The organism is Mesorhizobium sp. CA14 (assembly GCF_020165195.1).
Lineage (GTDB): Bacteria > Pseudomonadota > Alphaproteobacteria > Rhizobiales > Rhizobiaceae > Mesorhizobium.
Genome location: NZ_JAIUHR010000026.1, coordinates 58688 through 73544, shown reverse-complemented (window position 1 = coordinate 73544; position 14857 = coordinate 58688). Strand labels below are relative to the sequence as shown.

At 64.6% G+C, this 14857-nt stretch carries 13 protein-coding genes and 1 tRNA gene; 6 read left to right on the top strand and 8 right to left on the bottom strand.

Annotated features, from left to right (window positions below):
* Window positions 1-23: 23 nt before the first annotated feature.
* The gene (locus LB565_RS23220; protein ID WP_224588180.1) at window positions 24-359 is read right to left on the bottom strand and encodes a hypothetical protein; all 336 of its coding nucleotides are present in this window, start codon (window positions 357-359) and stop codon (window positions 24-26) included.
* 212 nt (window positions 360-571) lie between these two features.
* On the opposite strand from LB565_RS23220, the gene LB565_RS23215 reads away from it, so the two are divergent.
* Entirely contained in the window at window positions 572-865 is a 294-nt protein-coding gene (locus LB565_RS23215; protein WP_224588178.1) for a type II toxin-antitoxin system ParD family antitoxin, read from the top strand.
* Window positions 816-1235, top strand: coding sequence for a type II toxin-antitoxin system RelE/ParE family toxin (locus tag LB565_RS23210; RefSeq protein WP_318012188.1), 420 nt, complete (start codon window positions 816-818; stop codon window positions 1233-1235). Before LB565_RS23215 ends, LB565_RS23210 begins: the two co-directional genes overlap by 50 nt.
* A 60-nt stretch (window positions 1236-1295) precedes the next feature.
* Here the strand turns inward: LB565_RS23210 and LB565_RS23205 are convergent.
* Window positions 1296-1372, bottom strand: a tRNA-Pro gene (locus LB565_RS23205).
* A 191-nt stretch (window positions 1373-1563) separates the two neighbouring features.
* On the opposite strand from LB565_RS23205, the gene LB565_RS23200 reads away from it, so the two are divergent.
* The gene (locus LB565_RS23200; protein ID WP_224588175.1) at window positions 1564-3804 is read left to right on the top strand and encodes an AGE family epimerase/isomerase; all 2241 of its coding nucleotides are present in this window, start codon (window positions 1564-1566) and stop codon (window positions 3802-3804) included.
* On the opposite strand, the gene betB is transcribed toward LB565_RS23200, so the two are convergent.
* The 5 genes from betB to betI are packed head-to-tail and all read right to left on the bottom strand — an operon-like array spanning window position 3798 to window position 10073.
* Complete coding sequence (gene betB / locus LB565_RS23195) at window positions 3798-5261, bottom strand: betaine-aldehyde dehydrogenase (protein WP_224588173.1); 1464 nt, start codon at window positions 5259-5261, stop codon at window positions 3798-3800. The genes LB565_RS23200 and betB overlap by 7 nt on opposite strands.
* 49 nt (window positions 5262-5310) lie before the next feature.
* Entirely contained in the window at window positions 5311-6963 is a 1653-nt protein-coding gene (gene betA / locus LB565_RS23190; protein WP_224588171.1) for a choline dehydrogenase, read from the bottom strand.
* The gene (locus tag LB565_RS23185) at window positions 6956-7960 is read right to left on the bottom strand and encodes a threonine/serine dehydratase (protein ID WP_224588160.1); all 1005 of its coding nucleotides are present in this window, start codon (window positions 7958-7960) and stop codon (window positions 6956-6958) included. The genes betA and LB565_RS23185 overlap by 8 nt, the downstream gene beginning before the upstream one ends.
* The gene (gene betC, locus LB565_RS23180) at window positions 7957-9486 is read right to left on the bottom strand and encodes a choline-sulfatase (protein WP_224588158.1); all 1530 of its coding nucleotides are present in this window, start codon (window positions 9484-9486) and stop codon (window positions 7957-7959) included. The genes LB565_RS23185 and betC overlap by 4 nt, the downstream gene beginning before the upstream one ends.
* On the bottom strand, window positions 9483-10073 hold the full coding sequence (betI, locus tag LB565_RS23175) for a transcriptional regulator BetI (RefSeq protein ID WP_095766850.1): 591 nt from the start codon (window positions 10071-10073) through the stop codon (window positions 9483-9485). The genes betC and betI overlap by 4 nt, the downstream gene beginning before the upstream one ends.
* A 187-nt stretch (window positions 10074-10260) precedes the next feature.
* On the opposite strand from betI, the gene LB565_RS23170 reads away from it, so the two are divergent.
* The 3 genes from LB565_RS23170 (at window position 10261) to LB565_RS23160 (ending at window position 13400) form a co-directional block, all read left to right on the top strand.
* Window positions 10261-11427, top strand: coding sequence for an acetyl-CoA acetyltransferase (locus LB565_RS23170; protein ID WP_224588155.1), 1167 nt, complete (start codon window positions 10261-10263; stop codon window positions 11425-11427).
* 52 nt (window positions 11428-11479) lie between these two features.
* Window positions 11480-12484, top strand: coding sequence for an asparaginase (locus tag LB565_RS23165; RefSeq protein WP_224588154.1), 1005 nt, complete (start codon window positions 11480-11482; stop codon window positions 12482-12484).
* Window positions 12485-12584: 100 nt separating this feature from the next.
* Entirely contained in the window at window positions 12585-13400 is an 816-nt protein-coding gene (locus LB565_RS23160; protein ID WP_224588152.1) for a class I SAM-dependent methyltransferase, read from the top strand.
* On the opposite strand, the gene LB565_RS23155 is transcribed toward LB565_RS23160, so the two are convergent.
* Complete coding sequence (locus LB565_RS23155) at window positions 13397-14773, bottom strand: TIGR03808 family TAT-translocated repetitive protein (protein ID WP_224588150.1); 1377 nt, start codon at window positions 14771-14773, stop codon at window positions 13397-13399. The genes LB565_RS23160 and LB565_RS23155 overlap by 4 nt on opposite strands.
* Window positions 14774-14857: the final 84 nt, after the last annotated feature.

Sequence of the window (14857 nt, the reverse complement as noted above, 5' to 3'; positions counted from 1 at the left end):
GGGGAAGCTTAGCCTCGCCCGCCTCATGGCGAGGACCGGCACCTCTGGCTCCGCGTCGCGATGATCACCTGCTGCTGTTGCTGCAGCCGTTCGATCCGGGCGGTTTCGCGGTTGGCGACCGCCGTCTTCACGCGCTCGCCGCCGAGCAGCCATGTCGGCACGCTGGTGTTGGCGACCTTGCCGCGAGCGATTGCGGTGCGTGAGATATCGGTCGCGGTTTCGCCGACCGCATTGTTGAGCTCGGGGCAGTTCATTTTGTCGTATTTCGCCGGGCTGATCGACGCGGTGGTCGACGAGCAGCCTGCCGCGAACAGGAGGAATGCGAATGTCGGTAGCCTGGCCGTCGGCGTGAACTTCATACTCTCAACCCTGGTTCGCCGTCCTGCGGTCCTGCGCATCCCGGAGCATGGCGGGTTGCCATTAGGCCAAAGTGAGGAACCGTTGTCGAGCGTTGTCGCGCGATTCAGTTTTCTAAGAGCAGGCCATGTTTCGAGCGACGGTGCTCACCCAGGTATTGGCATAATATGCCATGTCCCTATATCATGCCCGTTGAATTGGAGCTGATACCGCCATGCCGACACGCAATGTTGTCCTGACTGAACACCTCGAAGAGGTGATCGACCGGCTGGTGAAAACCGGGCGTTATCAAAACGCCAGCGAGGTGTTGCGTGACGGCTTGCGGCTGATCGAGCAACGCGAGGCGAGGGAGACGGCAAAGCTGGCTGCGCTCAGGGAGGCCGCCAACATCGGTTTCCACGACATCGAGCAAGGCCGTTTCGAGGATATTGCTGAAGACAGTCTCGAAAAATTTATGAATGGCCTGGGGCGGCAGGCAAGCCTACGCGCGAAAAAACCAGGCTTGTAACGCCATGGTCCTGTACCGGCTTTCAGCAGCCGCGAAGGAAGACATCGTTCAAATACTCGCCTACACGGAAGCCAATTTCGGCGAGATCGCGCGTGTCCGTTATGAAGGGTTGCTGGTCGCGGCCCTGCGCGACATTGCTGCCGACCCCGAACGGGCGGGCAGCATCGCCCGCGCGGATCTGGGAAACAATATCCGCAGCTATCACTTGCGCTATAGTCGGGACCGAGCACGGACAGAATACGGCATTGTTCTGCGACCGCGCCATTTCCTGCTCTACCGGATGACGCTCGAAGTCATCGGAATTGGCCGCGTTCTCCACGACGCAATGGAACTACGGCGTCATCTGCCGGAGAGCTACGGCGACGATTGACGGCAGTCCGGATTTCAGACGGATAGCAATTTTCGGGAAGAGCCAAGCGCTTGTTTTTTCTGGTCGGAGTGGCAGGATTTGAACCTGCGACCCCCTCGTCCCGAACGAGGTGCGCTACCAGACTGCGCTACACTCCGTGACCAGACCGCGGGCTTATAGCTGCCGCTTTCCGATCCTGCAAGCGGCAATGGCAGTCCTTCTGTCGCATTTCCTTTCTTTCACGGAGCTTGCCCGAATGGCATAGGATTTGGCTGTCGGGTAAAGGTGGGCTTAAAGGCTTTTGTCGTAAGTCCGACCGATGGGAGCCGGACTTTTGACAGGGTCGTTCATGAGCCAGCGCATCGTCAGTTTCGTCATGAGCGGCGGCGTCGGCTCGCGGCTGTGGCCGCTGTCGCGCGAGGACAATCCCAAGCAATTCCACGACTTTTCGGGCGATGGCTCGATGCTGGCAAAAACCTTGCGGCGCTTGGCAGCGCGGCCGCAGGGCGAGACGCCGATTTTCCTGATCGCCGCGGAGCGTCATGCCGGGCGCGTCCATGCCGACCTTGCAGGCATTGATCTTGCTGGTGGCGGACCACTGTTCGAGCCGACGGGCCGCAACACGGCCGCCGCCGTGGCGCTGGCCAGCCTGCGCACGCTCTCCGAATATGGCGATGAGCTGGTGCTGGTGGTGCCGTCCGATCACGAGATATCGACGCCTCGCCAGTTCTGGCAAAGCATCGAGGCCGGCGCGGCCGCGGCAAATGCTGGGCGGCTCGTGGTGTTCGGCCTAAAGCCGACCCAGCCCGAGACGGGCTATGGCTATATCGAGGTCGGGGCTGACAAGGACGGCGTCTTCGACGTCTCGCGTTTTGTCGAGAAGCCAGATCTCGCCACCGCGCAGGCCTATCTCGACGCCGGCAGCTTCTACTGGAACACCGGCATCTTCCTGTTCCGCGCCGCCGCCATGCGCGACGCCTTCGCGGCCCATGAGCCGAAAATCTGGCAGGCGACGGAAGCCGCCTACAAGACTGCGACCAGCGACCTGTCCGGCCTTTATATGCCGCTCGACCTCTATTCGGCCATCCCGTCGACCTCGATCGACTACGCCATCATGGAGCGCGCGAAAGATATCGCCATGGTGCCGGCCGGCTTCCGCTGGAACGATCTCGGCTCCTGGCAGTCTCTGCTCGATGTCGGCCCGTCCGATGGACAGGGCAACATCATCGCCGGAGACGTCGTCGCCATCGATTGCGAGAACTCCTATATCCGCAGCGACGGGCGCCTGCTGTCGGCCATCGGCATGAAGGACGTGGCGATCGTCTCCACGGCCGATGCCACGTTCGTCGCGCCGGTCAGCCACAGCCAGCACGTCAAGAAGATCGTCGAGCAACTGGAGAAATCCGGCCGGCTCGAAACAAGGTTCACGCCGGCGCATGACCGCGTCATCGAGAGCGGCGCCTGGCGGCGCCGCGTGCGCCACTGGCTGTTCGAGGAGACGCTGCCGCTCTGGTCGACTGTCGGCGTCGATGAACGCCATGGCGGCTTCCATGAGGCGCTGGGCTTAGATGCCTCGCCGCTGACGAAGCCGAAGCGCATGCGCACGCAGGCTCGTCAGGTCTATGCCTTCGCGGTCGCCAAGGAGCGCGGCTGGGACGGGCCGGCGGACAGGCTGATCGCGCACGGCATCGACTTCATGGCGGGGCAGGGCCGCACCGACCGCGGCGGCTGGGTGCGCACGTTCAACATCGACGGCTCGGTCGCCGATCCGGTGGAGGATGCCTACGACCATTCCTGCGTGCTTCTGGCGCTCGCCCACGCCCATATGTCAGGCCATCCCGACGCCTTGCGGCTCGGCGAGGAGACGTTTTCCTTCCTCGATGCGCATCTGGAAGACGCCCGCATGACCGGCTTTCTGGAAACCTCCGACGGTGCGGAAGAACGGCGTTCCAATCCGCACATGCATCTGCTCGAGGCCTTCCTTGCCTGGCATAAGGCGACGGGCGAGCGCGCCTATCTGCGTCGCGCCGCGCGCATCATCGACCTTTTCCGCAGCCATTTCTTCGATCCCGAAAGCTGGACGCTGGGCGAATATTTCGACGAGGGCTGGAAGCCGGCGGCGGATGAGAGGCGGAGCTGGACCGAGCCCGGCCATCATTTCGAATGGGCCTCGCTGCTGGTCGATTTCGCCGTCCGCAGCGGCCAGGGCGAACTCACCGCCTTCGCCCGCAAGCTTTATGCCTCGGCCATTGCCAACGGCCTCAACCGCGCCACCGGCCTCGCCTATGGCGCCGTCTCGCGCCAAGGCCTGCCGCTCGACACGGTCTCGCGCAGCTGGCCGCAGGCCGAAGCGATCAAGGCGGCGATCGCGCTCGACGGTTCGGGCGGGCCCGACCTCAAGCCCGAAATCGAAGCGCGCGTCGGCCGCCTGTTCCGCTGGCACATCGATCCGGCGCCGCTCGGTCTGTGGATCGACCGCATCGACGAGCGCGGCCGCTCACTGGCGACCGAGGTGCCCGCCAGCATCTTCTACCATCTGGTCTGTGCGCTGACGCAATATCTGGACGGGACGACGGAGAAATCTCAGTAGGGCGCCGCCACGTCTCCCGTCTCGACATAAACCGCCTTCAGCTGCGAGTAATGCGCCAGCGCGGCAAGCGAATTCTCACGGCCGATGCCGGACTGCTTGACCCCGCCGAAGGGCATTTCCACCGGCGTTAGATTGTAGGCGTTGATCCAGCAGGTGCCGGCCTGCAGCTCGGCTATGACGCGATGCGCGCGCGCCAGGTCGCGGGTGAACACGCCTGCCGCGAGCCCGAATTCGGTGTCGTTGGCGCGCTCGATCACCTCGTCCTCGCTGTCGAATTTGAGCACGCTCATCACCGGTCCGAAAATCTCCTCGCGCGCGATCCGCATGGTGTCGGCGACATTGGTGAACACCGTCGGCTCGACGAAAAAACCGCCTTCGAAACCCTGCAGCGACGGCAAATTGCCGCCGCAGGCCAGGCTGGCGCCATCCTGCTTGCCGGCTTCGATATAGGAAACGACCTTGTCCTGCTGCGCCTTGTTGACCAGCGGACCCATCTGCGTTTCCGGATCGAGCGGATCGCCGATGCGGATCTTCTTGGTGCGCTCGACAAGCCGCTCGACGAAGCGGTCATGAATGCCCTTCTGCACGAAGACGCGCGTGCCGTTCGAGCAGATCTGGCCGGTGGAGTAAAAATTGCCGAGCATGGCGCCGCCGATGGCATTCTCGACATCGGCGTCGTCGAAGACGATCAGCGGCGACTTGCCGCCGAGCTCCATCGTCGCGTGCTTCATCTTCGAGCCGGCAAGCGACAGCACCTTGCGGCCAGTCGGCACCGAGCCGGTCACCGAAACTTTTGCCACGACATCATGGCCGACGAGACCGGCGCCGACATCGCCATAACCCTGCACGACGTTGAACAACCCGTCGGGCAGGCCGGCCTCTGAATAGATCTCGGCCAGCGCCAGCGCCGATAGCGGCGTGTTCTCCGATGGCTTGAACACCATGCCATTGCCCATGGCCAAAGCCGGCGCCGACTTCCAGCCCGCGATCTGGATCGGATAGTTCCAGGCGCCGATGCCGACGCAAACGCCGAGCGGCTCCCGCCGCGTGTAGGCGAAGGGTCCGCCGAGATCGATCATCTCGCCATTGAAGGCGGCGACCGCGCCGGCGAAATACTCCAGGCAGTCGGCGGCCGAAGGCGCGTCCGCCACCAGCGTCTCCTGGATCGCCTTGCCGGTGTCCAGTGTTTCGATGCGGGCGAGGTCGGCGTTACGCGCGCGCAGGATGTCGGCGGCGCGGCGCAGGATGCGACCGCGCTCGACCGGCTTCAGCCGCGCCCAGGCCGGCTGCGCGGCGCGCGCGGCCTCGATCGCCAACTCCAGAACGTTCGGCGTCGCTGAATGCAGTGTCGCGATGGTCTCGCCCGTCGCCGGATAGATCACTGGCAGCGGCGCACCGCCTTCGTCCTCGATGTAGCGGCCGTTGACGTAGTGCGATGCCGTCGGTTGGGCGCGCATGGCTTTCTCCAGAACTGTTGGCCGATCGGGCGGTCTGCCCGACAATGCCCTATCGGTCCGCCACCTGCCAGCGCGGATTGATCCACGGTTCCTGATTGGATGGCGCCAGCGGCGTTCGGCCAAGGATGTGATCGGACGCCTTTTCGCCGGTCATGATCGAAGGCGCGTTGAGATTGCCGTTGGTCACCCGCGGGAAGATCGAGGAGTCGGCGACGCGCAGGCCCTCGACGCCGATTACCCGGCATTCGGGATCGACGACGGCGGTCAGGTCGTCGGCGCGGCCCATCCTGCAGGTGCCGCAGGGATGGTAGGCGCTTTCGGCGTGGTCGCGAATGAAAGCGTCGAGCTCGTCGTCGGTCTGCACTTGGCTGCCCGGCGAAATCTCCTTGCCGCGAAAGCCGTCGAAGGCTTTCTGGCCGAAGATCTCGCGCGTCAGCCGGATGCAGTGGCGGAACTCGCTCCAGTCGTCCGGATGCGACATGTAGTTGAAGCGGATCACCGGCTTCGTTTTCGGGTCGGGCGAGCGCAGCATCACCGAGCCGCGGGACTTCGAGCGCATCGGGCCGACATGCGCCTGGAAGCCGTGCGACTTCGCCGCCGACTTGCCGTCATAGCGCACGGCCGCCGGGATGAAGTGGTACTGGATATCGGGGTAGTCGACGCCGGCCTGTGAACGCACGAAGGCCGCCGCCTCGAAATGGTTGGTGGCGCCGAGCCCGCTCTTGAAGAACAGCCATTGCGCGCCGATCAACGCCTTGGAGAAAGGATTGAGCACCGAGTTCAGCGTGATCGGCCTGGTGGATTCTTGCTGGATATAAAGCTCCAGATGATCCTGCAAATTAGCGCCGACGCCCGGCCGGTCGGCAACCACCCGAACGCCGTTTTCTTGGAGATGCGCGCCCGGGCCGATGCCGGACAGCATGAGAATCTTCGGCGAATTGATCGACGACGCCGCGACGATCACCTCGCGCCGCGCCTTAACGACCTGAATCTTTTTGTTGGCTTCGATCTCGACGCCGATCGCGCGTTGATTCTCGATCACCACGCGCCGGGCGAAGCCCTTGAGCAGGCTAACGTTTTTGCGTCTGAGAGCCGGCTTCAGATAGGCGTTCGCCGCCGACCAGCGGCGACCGCCAAGAATGGTCTGCTCCATCGGCCCGAAACCTTCCTGCTTCGAGCCGTTATAGTCGTCGGTCAGCTCGAAACCGGCCTGGCGGCCTGCCTCCATGAACGCACCATAGAGCGGGTTCTTGCGTGTGCCGCGCTGCACATGCAGCGGGCCGCCTTTGCCTCGCCAGCCGTCCTCGCCGCCGTTGGAATCCTCCATGCGCTTGAAATAGGGGAGCACGTCGGCGAACGCCCAGCCGGCGGCACCCTGTTCGGCCCAGTGGTCGAAGTCGCGCGCATGCCCGCGCACATAGACCATGCCGTTGATCGAGGACGAGCCGCCGATCACCTTGCCGCGCGGGGTGGCGAGCACGCGCCCGCCAAGATGCGGCTCGGGCTCACTCGCAAAACCCCAGTCGTAGAGGCTCATGTTGAGCGGGATCGATAGCGCCGAAGGCATCTGGATCAGCGGACCCATATCGGTCCCGCCGAACTCGATGACGATCACCGAGTGCTTGCCGTCTTCCGACAGCCGGTAGGCCATGGCCGAGCCGGCGGAGCCGGAGCCGATGATGACGAAATCCGCTTCAAGCATTGTTCATATGCGCCATAAAATCGGCGAGCGAGACATTGCCGCCGGTTGCGACCACAAGGACCGTCTTGTTCTTCACATCCACCTTGCCGCCGAGCAGCGCCGCGAGCGACGCCGCGCCGGACGGCTCCAGCACCAGCTTCATCCGCTCGAAGGCGATCTTCATCGCCCGCCGCACCGATGCGTCGTCGACGGTGACGCCGCGCACGCCGGCGGCAGTCACCGCCGCGAAGGGCGCGTCGCCGGGCTTGCGCGCCATCAGCCCGTCGCAGATCGATTTCGGCCCGATCGGCATGGTTTCGATCGCGCCATGCGCCAGAGACGAGCCCATGCCGTTGAAACCCTCCGGCTCGACGGCGATGATCTCGGTCTCCGGCGACAGATAGTGGAAGGCTAGGGAAACACCGCCGATCAGTCCGCCGCCGCCGACCGAGCAGAACACCAGATCGGCATGCGCCTTCTTCATGGCCAACTGGTCGAGCGCTTCCAGCCCGGCGCCGGCCTGGCCGGCGACGATCTCCGGATCGTCGAAGGGATGCAGCAAGGTGAGGTGCTCGGTCTCGGCGATCTCGCGCGCCTTTGAGGCCGCAACCTCCTCACGCGCGCGGTTGCCATGATCGGTCAGCACCACGCGCGCGCCATAACCGGCCGTCGCGTCGCGCTTGGCGGCGGGCGCGTCGATCGGCATGACGATGGTGACGGGAATGCCGAGCGCCTGTCCGGCCGCCGCCAGCCCCTGCGCGAAATTGCCGGAGGAATAGGCGACGACTCCCTTCTTCGCCTCATCCGGCGACAATCGCTTCAAGCGCCAATAGGCGCCGCGCACCTTGAAGGAGCCGGCCCATTGCAGCGACTCCGGCTTGACGAAGACGCGCGCGGCGCCAGTCTCCTTGGCTAAAGCCGCCGACTCCAAGAGCGGCGTCACCTGCGTGGCCGTCGAGGTGACGGCATAGGCCTGCTTAAGGTGGTCGAGGGTAGGGATGAGAATGTCTGCCATCATTCGCCTCTCGGATACCGTTTGCTCTCTTCGAGATTGTCGAGATTCATGTGGTTGCGCATGTAGCGTTCCGACGCCTTCTGCAGCGGCTGGAAATCCCAAGGGTAGTAGGCGCCGTTGCGCAGCGCCGGATAGACGACCCAGCGGCGCGCCTGGCTTTCGCGCACGGCGGCGTCGAAGGCGGCCATGTCCCAGCGGGCCCTGACCTTGTCCATGAACGCCGCCACCAGGGCTGCGTTCGCCGGATCGTCGGCGAGGTTGTCACGCTCGAGCGGATCGGTATCGAGATCGAACAGCTGCGGCGCGTCGAGCTCGCAATGGACGAATTTGTATTTGCCCTCGCGCATCGCGACCAGCGGCGCATAGGAGCCTTCGGCCGCATACTCCATCAGCACCGGCCCGCTGCGCGCCTTGCCGTCGAGCAGCGGCAGCAGCGACTGGCCGTCCGTCCACGGTTCGATCGCGGCAATGTCGATGCCGGCGAGATCGCAGAGCGTCGGCGTCACGTCGAGATTGGAAACCGGCGCCGCGATCAGCCCGGCGGGCACGCCCTTGCCGGCGATCATCAGCGGCACGCGGGCAGATCCCTCGAAAAAGCTCATCTTGAACCACAGGCCGCGCTCGCCCAGCATGTCGCCGTGATCCGAGCAGAACAGGACGGTGGTGTCGTCCATCATGCGGGTACGCTTTAGGACGTCCAGAATCTCGCCGAGCTTGTCGTCGACATAGGAAATGTTGGCGAAGTAGCCGCGCCGCGAACGGCGCACCTGTTCCGGCGTGATCTCGAAGGCTTGATAGTCGCTGGCACGGTAGAGCCGTTGCGAATGCGTATCCTGCTCGTTATGCGGAATGAACGGGGTTTCAGGATCGAGCGCCTGGCAGTTCTCGTAGAGATCCCAATACTGCTTGCGCGCCACATAGGGGTCGTGCGGATGCGACAGCGAAACGGTAAGGCACCATGGACGGTGACCCGCATCGTCCTGCTCGCGCGATAGCTGGTAAAGCTTTTGCGTGGCAAGGAACACGACCTCGTCGTCGTACTCCATCTGGTTGGTGATCTCGGCGACGCCGGCGCCGGTGACCGAACCCAGATTGTGATACCACCAGTCGATGCGCTCGCCGGGCTTGCGGTAATCCGGTGTCCAGCCGAAATCGGCTGGATAGATGTCGGTGGTCAGCCGCTCCTCGAAACCGTGCAACTGGTCAGGCCCGACGAAATGCATCTTGCCGGACAGGCAGGTGTAGTAGCCGGCGGCGCGCAGATGGTGGGCGAAGGTCGGAATGGAAGACGTGAACTCGGCTGCGTTGTCATAGACCTGCGTGCGCGACGGCAATTGCCCGCTCATGAACGAGGCGCGGCCCGGCGCGCATAGCGGCGAGGCGGTGTAGTTGTTGGCGAAACGCGCCGAGCGCGCCGCAAGCGCCTTCAGGTGCGGCGCGTGGAGGAAGTCCGCCGGGCCGTCCGGAAAGAACGTGCCGTTGAGCTGATCGACCATGACGATCAGGAAATTGGGTCGCCGGGTGGTCAAGGCAGGCTCCGTCCGTTGAGCTTGGTTTCGAGATAGTCTTCCACGAGCGCGATCGCGGTCTGCGCGTCGGGCACGCCGTCTTTCAGCGCGCGGCGGATGTAGAGCCCGTCGATCAGCGCCGCGGTCGCTTCCGCCACGCGGTCGGCCTCGGTCCGAGGCAGGATTCCGGTCAGTCCGCTCATCAGGTTCGAATTGAGCCGCCGCGCATAGATGCGCAACAGCCGCCGCAGCTCAGTCGATTTCTGCGCCTCGACATAGAAGGCGAGCCAGGCGGCGATGATCTGAGGCTGGAACTGGTCGTCGGAAAAGCTGACGGCGACGACCGCCGAGACGCGCTGGCGCGGCGTGGCGGCGAGGCCGAACGCGCGTCTTGTGTCGGTGTTGAGCTCGGCGAGGATGTGCCGCATCGTCGCGAACAGCAACTCGTCCTTGGCGCCGAAATAGTGATGCGCCAGCGCCGACGACACGCCGGCGCGTCCGGCGATCTCCGACATCGTCACGTCCAGCGATCCGCGCTCGCCGATCGCCGAGATCGTCGCGTCGATCAGCGCCTTGCGGCGCACTGGCTCCATTCCGATTTTCGGCATTTTTGCGCCCGGTTCGAGCCAAGATTATTTTTTATTGACGCGTCAATCAATAAAAATCGGCGCGGGGATCAACCGATCGTGTCGTGCTGGCCCATGGATGAGGGCTGGAAAACGGTTCACTGTTGAACAGTATTGAATCACGTGCCGCGAAGGATCGTGCTAGGCTGCGGCGCAGATGGAGGTTGCCATGACCGCATGCATCGTCGGCTGGGCGCATTCGCGCTTCGGCAAGCTCGAGGGCGAGACGCTGGAGGGCCTGATCACCAAGGTTGCCGTCGAGGCGCTCGACCACGCCGGCATCGGCCCGGACGATGTCGACGAGATCGTGCTTGGCCATTTCAACGCCGGCTTCTCGCCGCAGGATTTTACCGCGAGCCTCGTGCTGCAGGCCGACGACCGGCTGCGCTTCAAGCCGGCCACCCGCGTCGAGAACGCCTGCGCCACCGGCTCGGCCGCCGTCCGTCAAGGCATCCGCGCCATCGATTCCAACGCCGCCCGCATCGTGCTGGTGGTCGGCGCCGAGCAGATGACGACGACGCCTGCTCCCGAGATCGGCAAGAACCTGCTCAAGGCATCCTATCTGCCGGAAGAGGGCGGCACGCCGGCAGGCTTTGCCGGCGTCTTCGGCAAGATCGCGCAGGCCTATTTCCAGCACTATGGCGACCAGTCGGATGCGCTGGCCACGATAGCGGCCAAAAACCACAAAAACGGCGTCGACAATCCCTACGCCCAGATGCGCAAGGATTTCGGCTATGAGTTCTGTCGCCAGGAAAGCGAGAAGAACCCGTTTGTCGCCGGTCCGCTGAAGCGCACCGACTGCTCGCTGGTCTCGGACGGCGCCGCCGCGCTTGTGCTCACCGACACCGCAACGGCGCTCAAGATGCGCCGCGCCGTGACCTTCCGCGCCAACGAGCACGTGCAGGACTTCCTGCCGATGTCGAAGCGCGACATTCTCTCCTTCGAGGGCTGCGAGCGCGCCTGGGAGCAGGCGTTGAAGAAGGCCGGCGTCACGCTCGACGACCTCTCCTTCGTCGAGACGCATGACTGCTTCACCATCGCCGAGTTGATCGAATATGAGGCGATGGGCTTGGCCAAGCCAGGCGAGGGCGCCAGGCTGGCGCTGGATGGCACGACGGCCAAGGACGGCCGCCTGCCGGTCAATCCCTCCGGCGGCCTGAAGGCCAAGGGTCACCCGATCGGCGCCACTGGTGTGTCGATGCATGTGCTGACCGCCATGCAACTGACCGGCGAAGCCGGCGGCATCCAGGTGCCGGGCGCGAAGCTCGGCGGCATCTTCAACATGGGTGGCGCAGCGGTGGCCAACTACGTTTCCATCCTCGACCGGATCAGGTAGAAGCGGCCCGCATTGAAGTGGCGCGCCGCTGGGCGCGCGTGCGGGAGGCGACATGACAAATCCGGTTCTGGTCGAAGTCACGCGCGGCGAGGTGGTCGAAAGCAGGCACCGCGGCGCGGTTTCGGTGTTCGACGCCGACGGCAAGCCCGTCTGGGAGATCGGCGACACGGACCGTCCGGTGTTTCCGCGCTCCGCGGTGAAGGCGATTCAGGCATTGCCGCTGGTCGAATCGGGTGCTGCCGACGCCTATGGCTTCGGCGACCGCGAACTGGCGCTGGCCTGCGCCTCGCATTCGGGCGAGCCCGCCCATGTCGAACTGGCAACGGCGATGCTCGCCAAGGCGGGCCTCGACAGAAAAGCGCTGGAATGCGGCGTGCATTGGCCGTTGAGCCACGGTGCCACCATCGCGCTCGCCCGCGCCGGCAACATACCGAATGCCTTGCATAACAACTGCTCCGGCAAGCATTCCGGCTTCCTCTGCACCTGCGTGCATGCCGGCATTGCGCACGCTGGCTATGTCAAGGCCGGTCATGCGCTGCAGGAGATGGTGCGCGACGCCATGCAAGCCGTGACGGGCGCGGCGCATGACGTCGATCATTGCGGCATCGATGGCTGCTCGATCCCGACCTATGCCGTGCCGTTGAAGAGTTTTGCGCTGGGCTTTGCCCGCATGGCGACGGGCAGGGGCTTTGCGCCGGAGCGCGCCAAGGCGGCGAAGCGGCTGCTCGCCGCTTGCATGGCGGAGCCGGTGCTGGTCGCCGGCACGGGCAAGGCGGATGTCGCGCTGATGCAGGCAGCACCCGGTCGCATCTTCGTCAAGACCGGCGCCGAAGGCGTTTATTGCGCGGCATTGCCAGAACTTGGCTTCGGCATCGCCTTGAAATGCGATGATGGCGCAGGCAGGGGGGCGGAGGTGATGATCGCTGCCGTGCTGACAAAGCTGCTGAACGGCGATGATGCGGTTGCGGCGAGGCTCACCGAGCTTGCCCGTCCTCCGGCCGAAAGCCGCGTCGGCGCCAAGGTCGGCTTGCTGCGGCCGACAGCGGCGCTCAACTGACGCATCGGCTTGTTGACGCGCATCTGCCGCGCGCGTGAACCCAAGAGAGAAAATTATGTGCTAGTTTCCTCCACGATCAAACGGGCGCTGGGTGCTGGCCATGCTGGAAGCGGACAAGGTGTTTGCCGGGTCGATCCCGGAAAATTACGATCGCCATATGGTGCCGCTGATTTTCGAGGCCTATGCAGCGGAGACCGCGCAGCGGGCGGCGTCCTTCTCACCCTTGGCCGTTTTGGAAACCGCCGCGGGCACCGGGGCCGTCACCCGCGCGCTGGCGCCAAAACTCTCTCCCGGTGCCAGCTACATTGTAACCGACCTCAACCAACCGATGCTCGACTACGCGGCTTCGCGCCAGGGGCGGCCCGACAGCCGCATTACATGGCGCCAGGCGGATGCCCTGAAGCTGCCTTTCGATGATGCGGCCTTCGACCTCGTCTGTTGTCAGTTCGGCGCGATGTTCTTTCCCGACCGCGCCATTGCCTATCGCGAGGCGAAGCGGGTGCTGAAGCCCGGCGGACGTTTCCTGTTCAGCGTCTGGGATCGCATCGAGGAGAATATATTCGCCGACGACGTGACGAAGGCTCTGGCAACGATCTTTCCGCACGATCCGCCGCGTTTCCTGGCGCGCACGCCGCATGGCTATCACGACAAGGACCTGATCCGCCGCGACCTCGAAGCCGCAGGATTTTCCGATGTGACGATCGACACCAGAGCCGAGCAGAGCCGCGCATCCTCGCCGCGCGTTCCCGCCGTCGCCTATTGCCAGGGCACCCTGCTTCGCAACGAGATCGAGGCCAGGGAGGCCGGACGATTGGCATCCGCGACCGACTACGCCGAATCCGTGATCGCCGACAGACACGGCCGCGGCGAAATTGCCGCCAAGATCCAGGCGCACATCATCGTGGCCTCGGTCTAACTGACCTTGTTGCGCTCCACGGTGAGATGCGCGTAGCCGGTATCGATCGACTGGGTGAGGTCCCCGGTCACCGGGTCGGCCCAGCGCTGGCCGATGATGGCGCCGTTTTTCGCGCCGTCGATGACGTTGTCCGAGATGACTGCGCTGCCGGAGCCTTCGACGACCGAAACGACGATGCCGGTGCCCGCCTTGCGGATGATGTTGCCTGTCGCCACGACATTGCGCAGATAGGGGCCCCAGCCGAGCTGCATGCCGTAAAGCGGCGCGTTCTCGACGACATTGCCGGAAACCGTCGTGTCGGCCTCGGCGCTGATGCCGACGCCGAAGCCTGGCGGATCGGCGGTGTAGGGACCGGTGGTGGAGAGGTTGCGCACGATGTTGTTCGAGCAGACCGCCATGCGCCCGCCTTCGTTGAAGTTGACGATCGAGATGCCGTTGGCGGCGCCGTCGACCAGATTGTTGCTGAGGATCGCGCCTTCGAAGGAGAATTCCGAATAGATCCCGGTCTCTCCCGAGCGCGAGCAGGTGTTGCCGGTGATCTGCAGATTGCTCGAACTGTTGGCGCGGATCGCGGTGAAGGCGCAGTCGGAGACGACATTGCCGGAGATGATGACATTGCCGGCACGGAAGGCGTTGATGCCGTTGCCGTTCTGGCCGGTGCCGCCGCTGCGCGCGCCGATCCTCTGGACGCGGTTGCCGCTGACGATGGTGCCGTCTTCCGCAGCCTGCCAGCGATGCACCAGTATGCCGCCATTGGCGCAGTCCGAAACGGTGTTGCCCGAAATCTCCAGCCCGTCGGCCTCGACCGAATAGATGCCGGCATCTGCAGCACCCGAAATATCCGAGCGGCCGACGCGACCGACGGCATGCTCGAGCGCCAGCCCGTTCTTGCCGCTGCCGGTCACCTGGCAATTGTCGATGACGAGATGGGCAACACGGCGCAGGTCGAGCAGCCCCTGCGTGTAGTCGGCTAGCCAGCGGTTGGCGCCGTCGAGCACCAGCCCGCTGAGCTCGATATGCTCGGCTTGTTCGGCCATCATCAGATGGCCGTTGCCGCCATAGACGATGCGCGTCGCGCCGGGCACGCCCGACAGGCGCACGCGGGCCGGCAGCTTCAGGTTTGAGACGAGATAGCTGCCCGGCGGCAGGAATACCGGCTGGTCGCGGTCGCTGGCCTCGGCCAGCATCCTGGCAAAAACCTTGCTCTGGTCGTCGACCGCGCCCGGCTGCACGCCGATCTCCGTGGCGTTGATCGAGCCGCGCATCGCGGCCATCTCGATGCCCGGCAGCGACTTCGCCGATGCCTTGCCGGCAAGGACGCCGGCAACGGCGAAGCCCGCGGTCCGGGCAAGCAGCGTTCGTCTGTTCAACATCGGCACAGGTCCTGGCGTTTCGCCCTGTCTGTCGCAGGAATCGTGCCAACGCCCGCCCGCCGCCAAACCGCTTGTGCAGTTGCC

What these genes read in the sequence shown, in the direction of transcription:
- betA (WP_224588171.1), bottom strand. Translation starts at nt 6,963, where the DNA reads ATGCTTGAAGCGGATTTCGTCATCATCGGCTCCGGCTCCGCCGGCTCG.
- LB565_RS23155 (WP_224588150.1), bottom strand. Translation starts at nt 14,773, where the DNA reads ATGTTGAACAGACGAACGCTGCTTGCCCGGACCGCGGGCTTCGCCGTT.
- betB (WP_224588173.1), bottom strand. Translation starts at nt 5,261, where the DNA reads ATGCGCGCCCAACCGACGGCATCGCACTACGTCAACGGCCGCTACATC.
- LB565_RS23210 (WP_318012188.1), top strand. Translation starts at nt 816, where the DNA reads ATGGCCTGGGGCGGCAGGCAAGCCTACGCGCGAAAAAACCAGGCTTGT.
- LB565_RS23185 (WP_224588160.1), bottom strand. Translation starts at nt 7,960, where the DNA reads ATGATGGCAGACATTCTCATCCCTACCCTCGACCACCTTAAGCAGGCC.
- LB565_RS23165 (WP_224588154.1), top strand. Translation starts at nt 11,480, where the DNA reads ATGACAAATCCGGTTCTGGTCGAAGTCACGCGCGGCGAGGTGGTCGAA.
- LB565_RS23170 (WP_224588155.1), top strand. Translation starts at nt 10,261, where the DNA reads ATGACCGCATGCATCGTCGGCTGGGCGCATTCGCGCTTCGGCAAGCTC.
- LB565_RS23200 (WP_224588175.1), top strand. Translation starts at nt 1,564, where the DNA reads ATGAGCCAGCGCATCGTCAGTTTCGTCATGAGCGGCGGCGTCGGCTCG.
- LB565_RS23215 (WP_224588178.1), top strand. Translation starts at nt 572, where the DNA reads ATGCCGACACGCAATGTTGTCCTGACTGAACACCTCGAAGAGGTGATC.
- LB565_RS23160 (WP_224588152.1), top strand. Translation starts at nt 12,585, where the DNA reads ATGCTGGAAGCGGACAAGGTGTTTGCCGGGTCGATCCCGGAAAATTAC.
- betI (WP_095766850.1), bottom strand. Translation starts at nt 10,073, where the DNA reads ATGCCGAAAATCGGAATGGAGCCAGTGCGCCGCAAGGCGCTGATCGAC.
- LB565_RS23220 (WP_224588180.1), bottom strand. Translation starts at nt 359, where the DNA reads ATGAAGTTCACGCCGACGGCCAGGCTACCGACATTCGCATTCCTCCTG.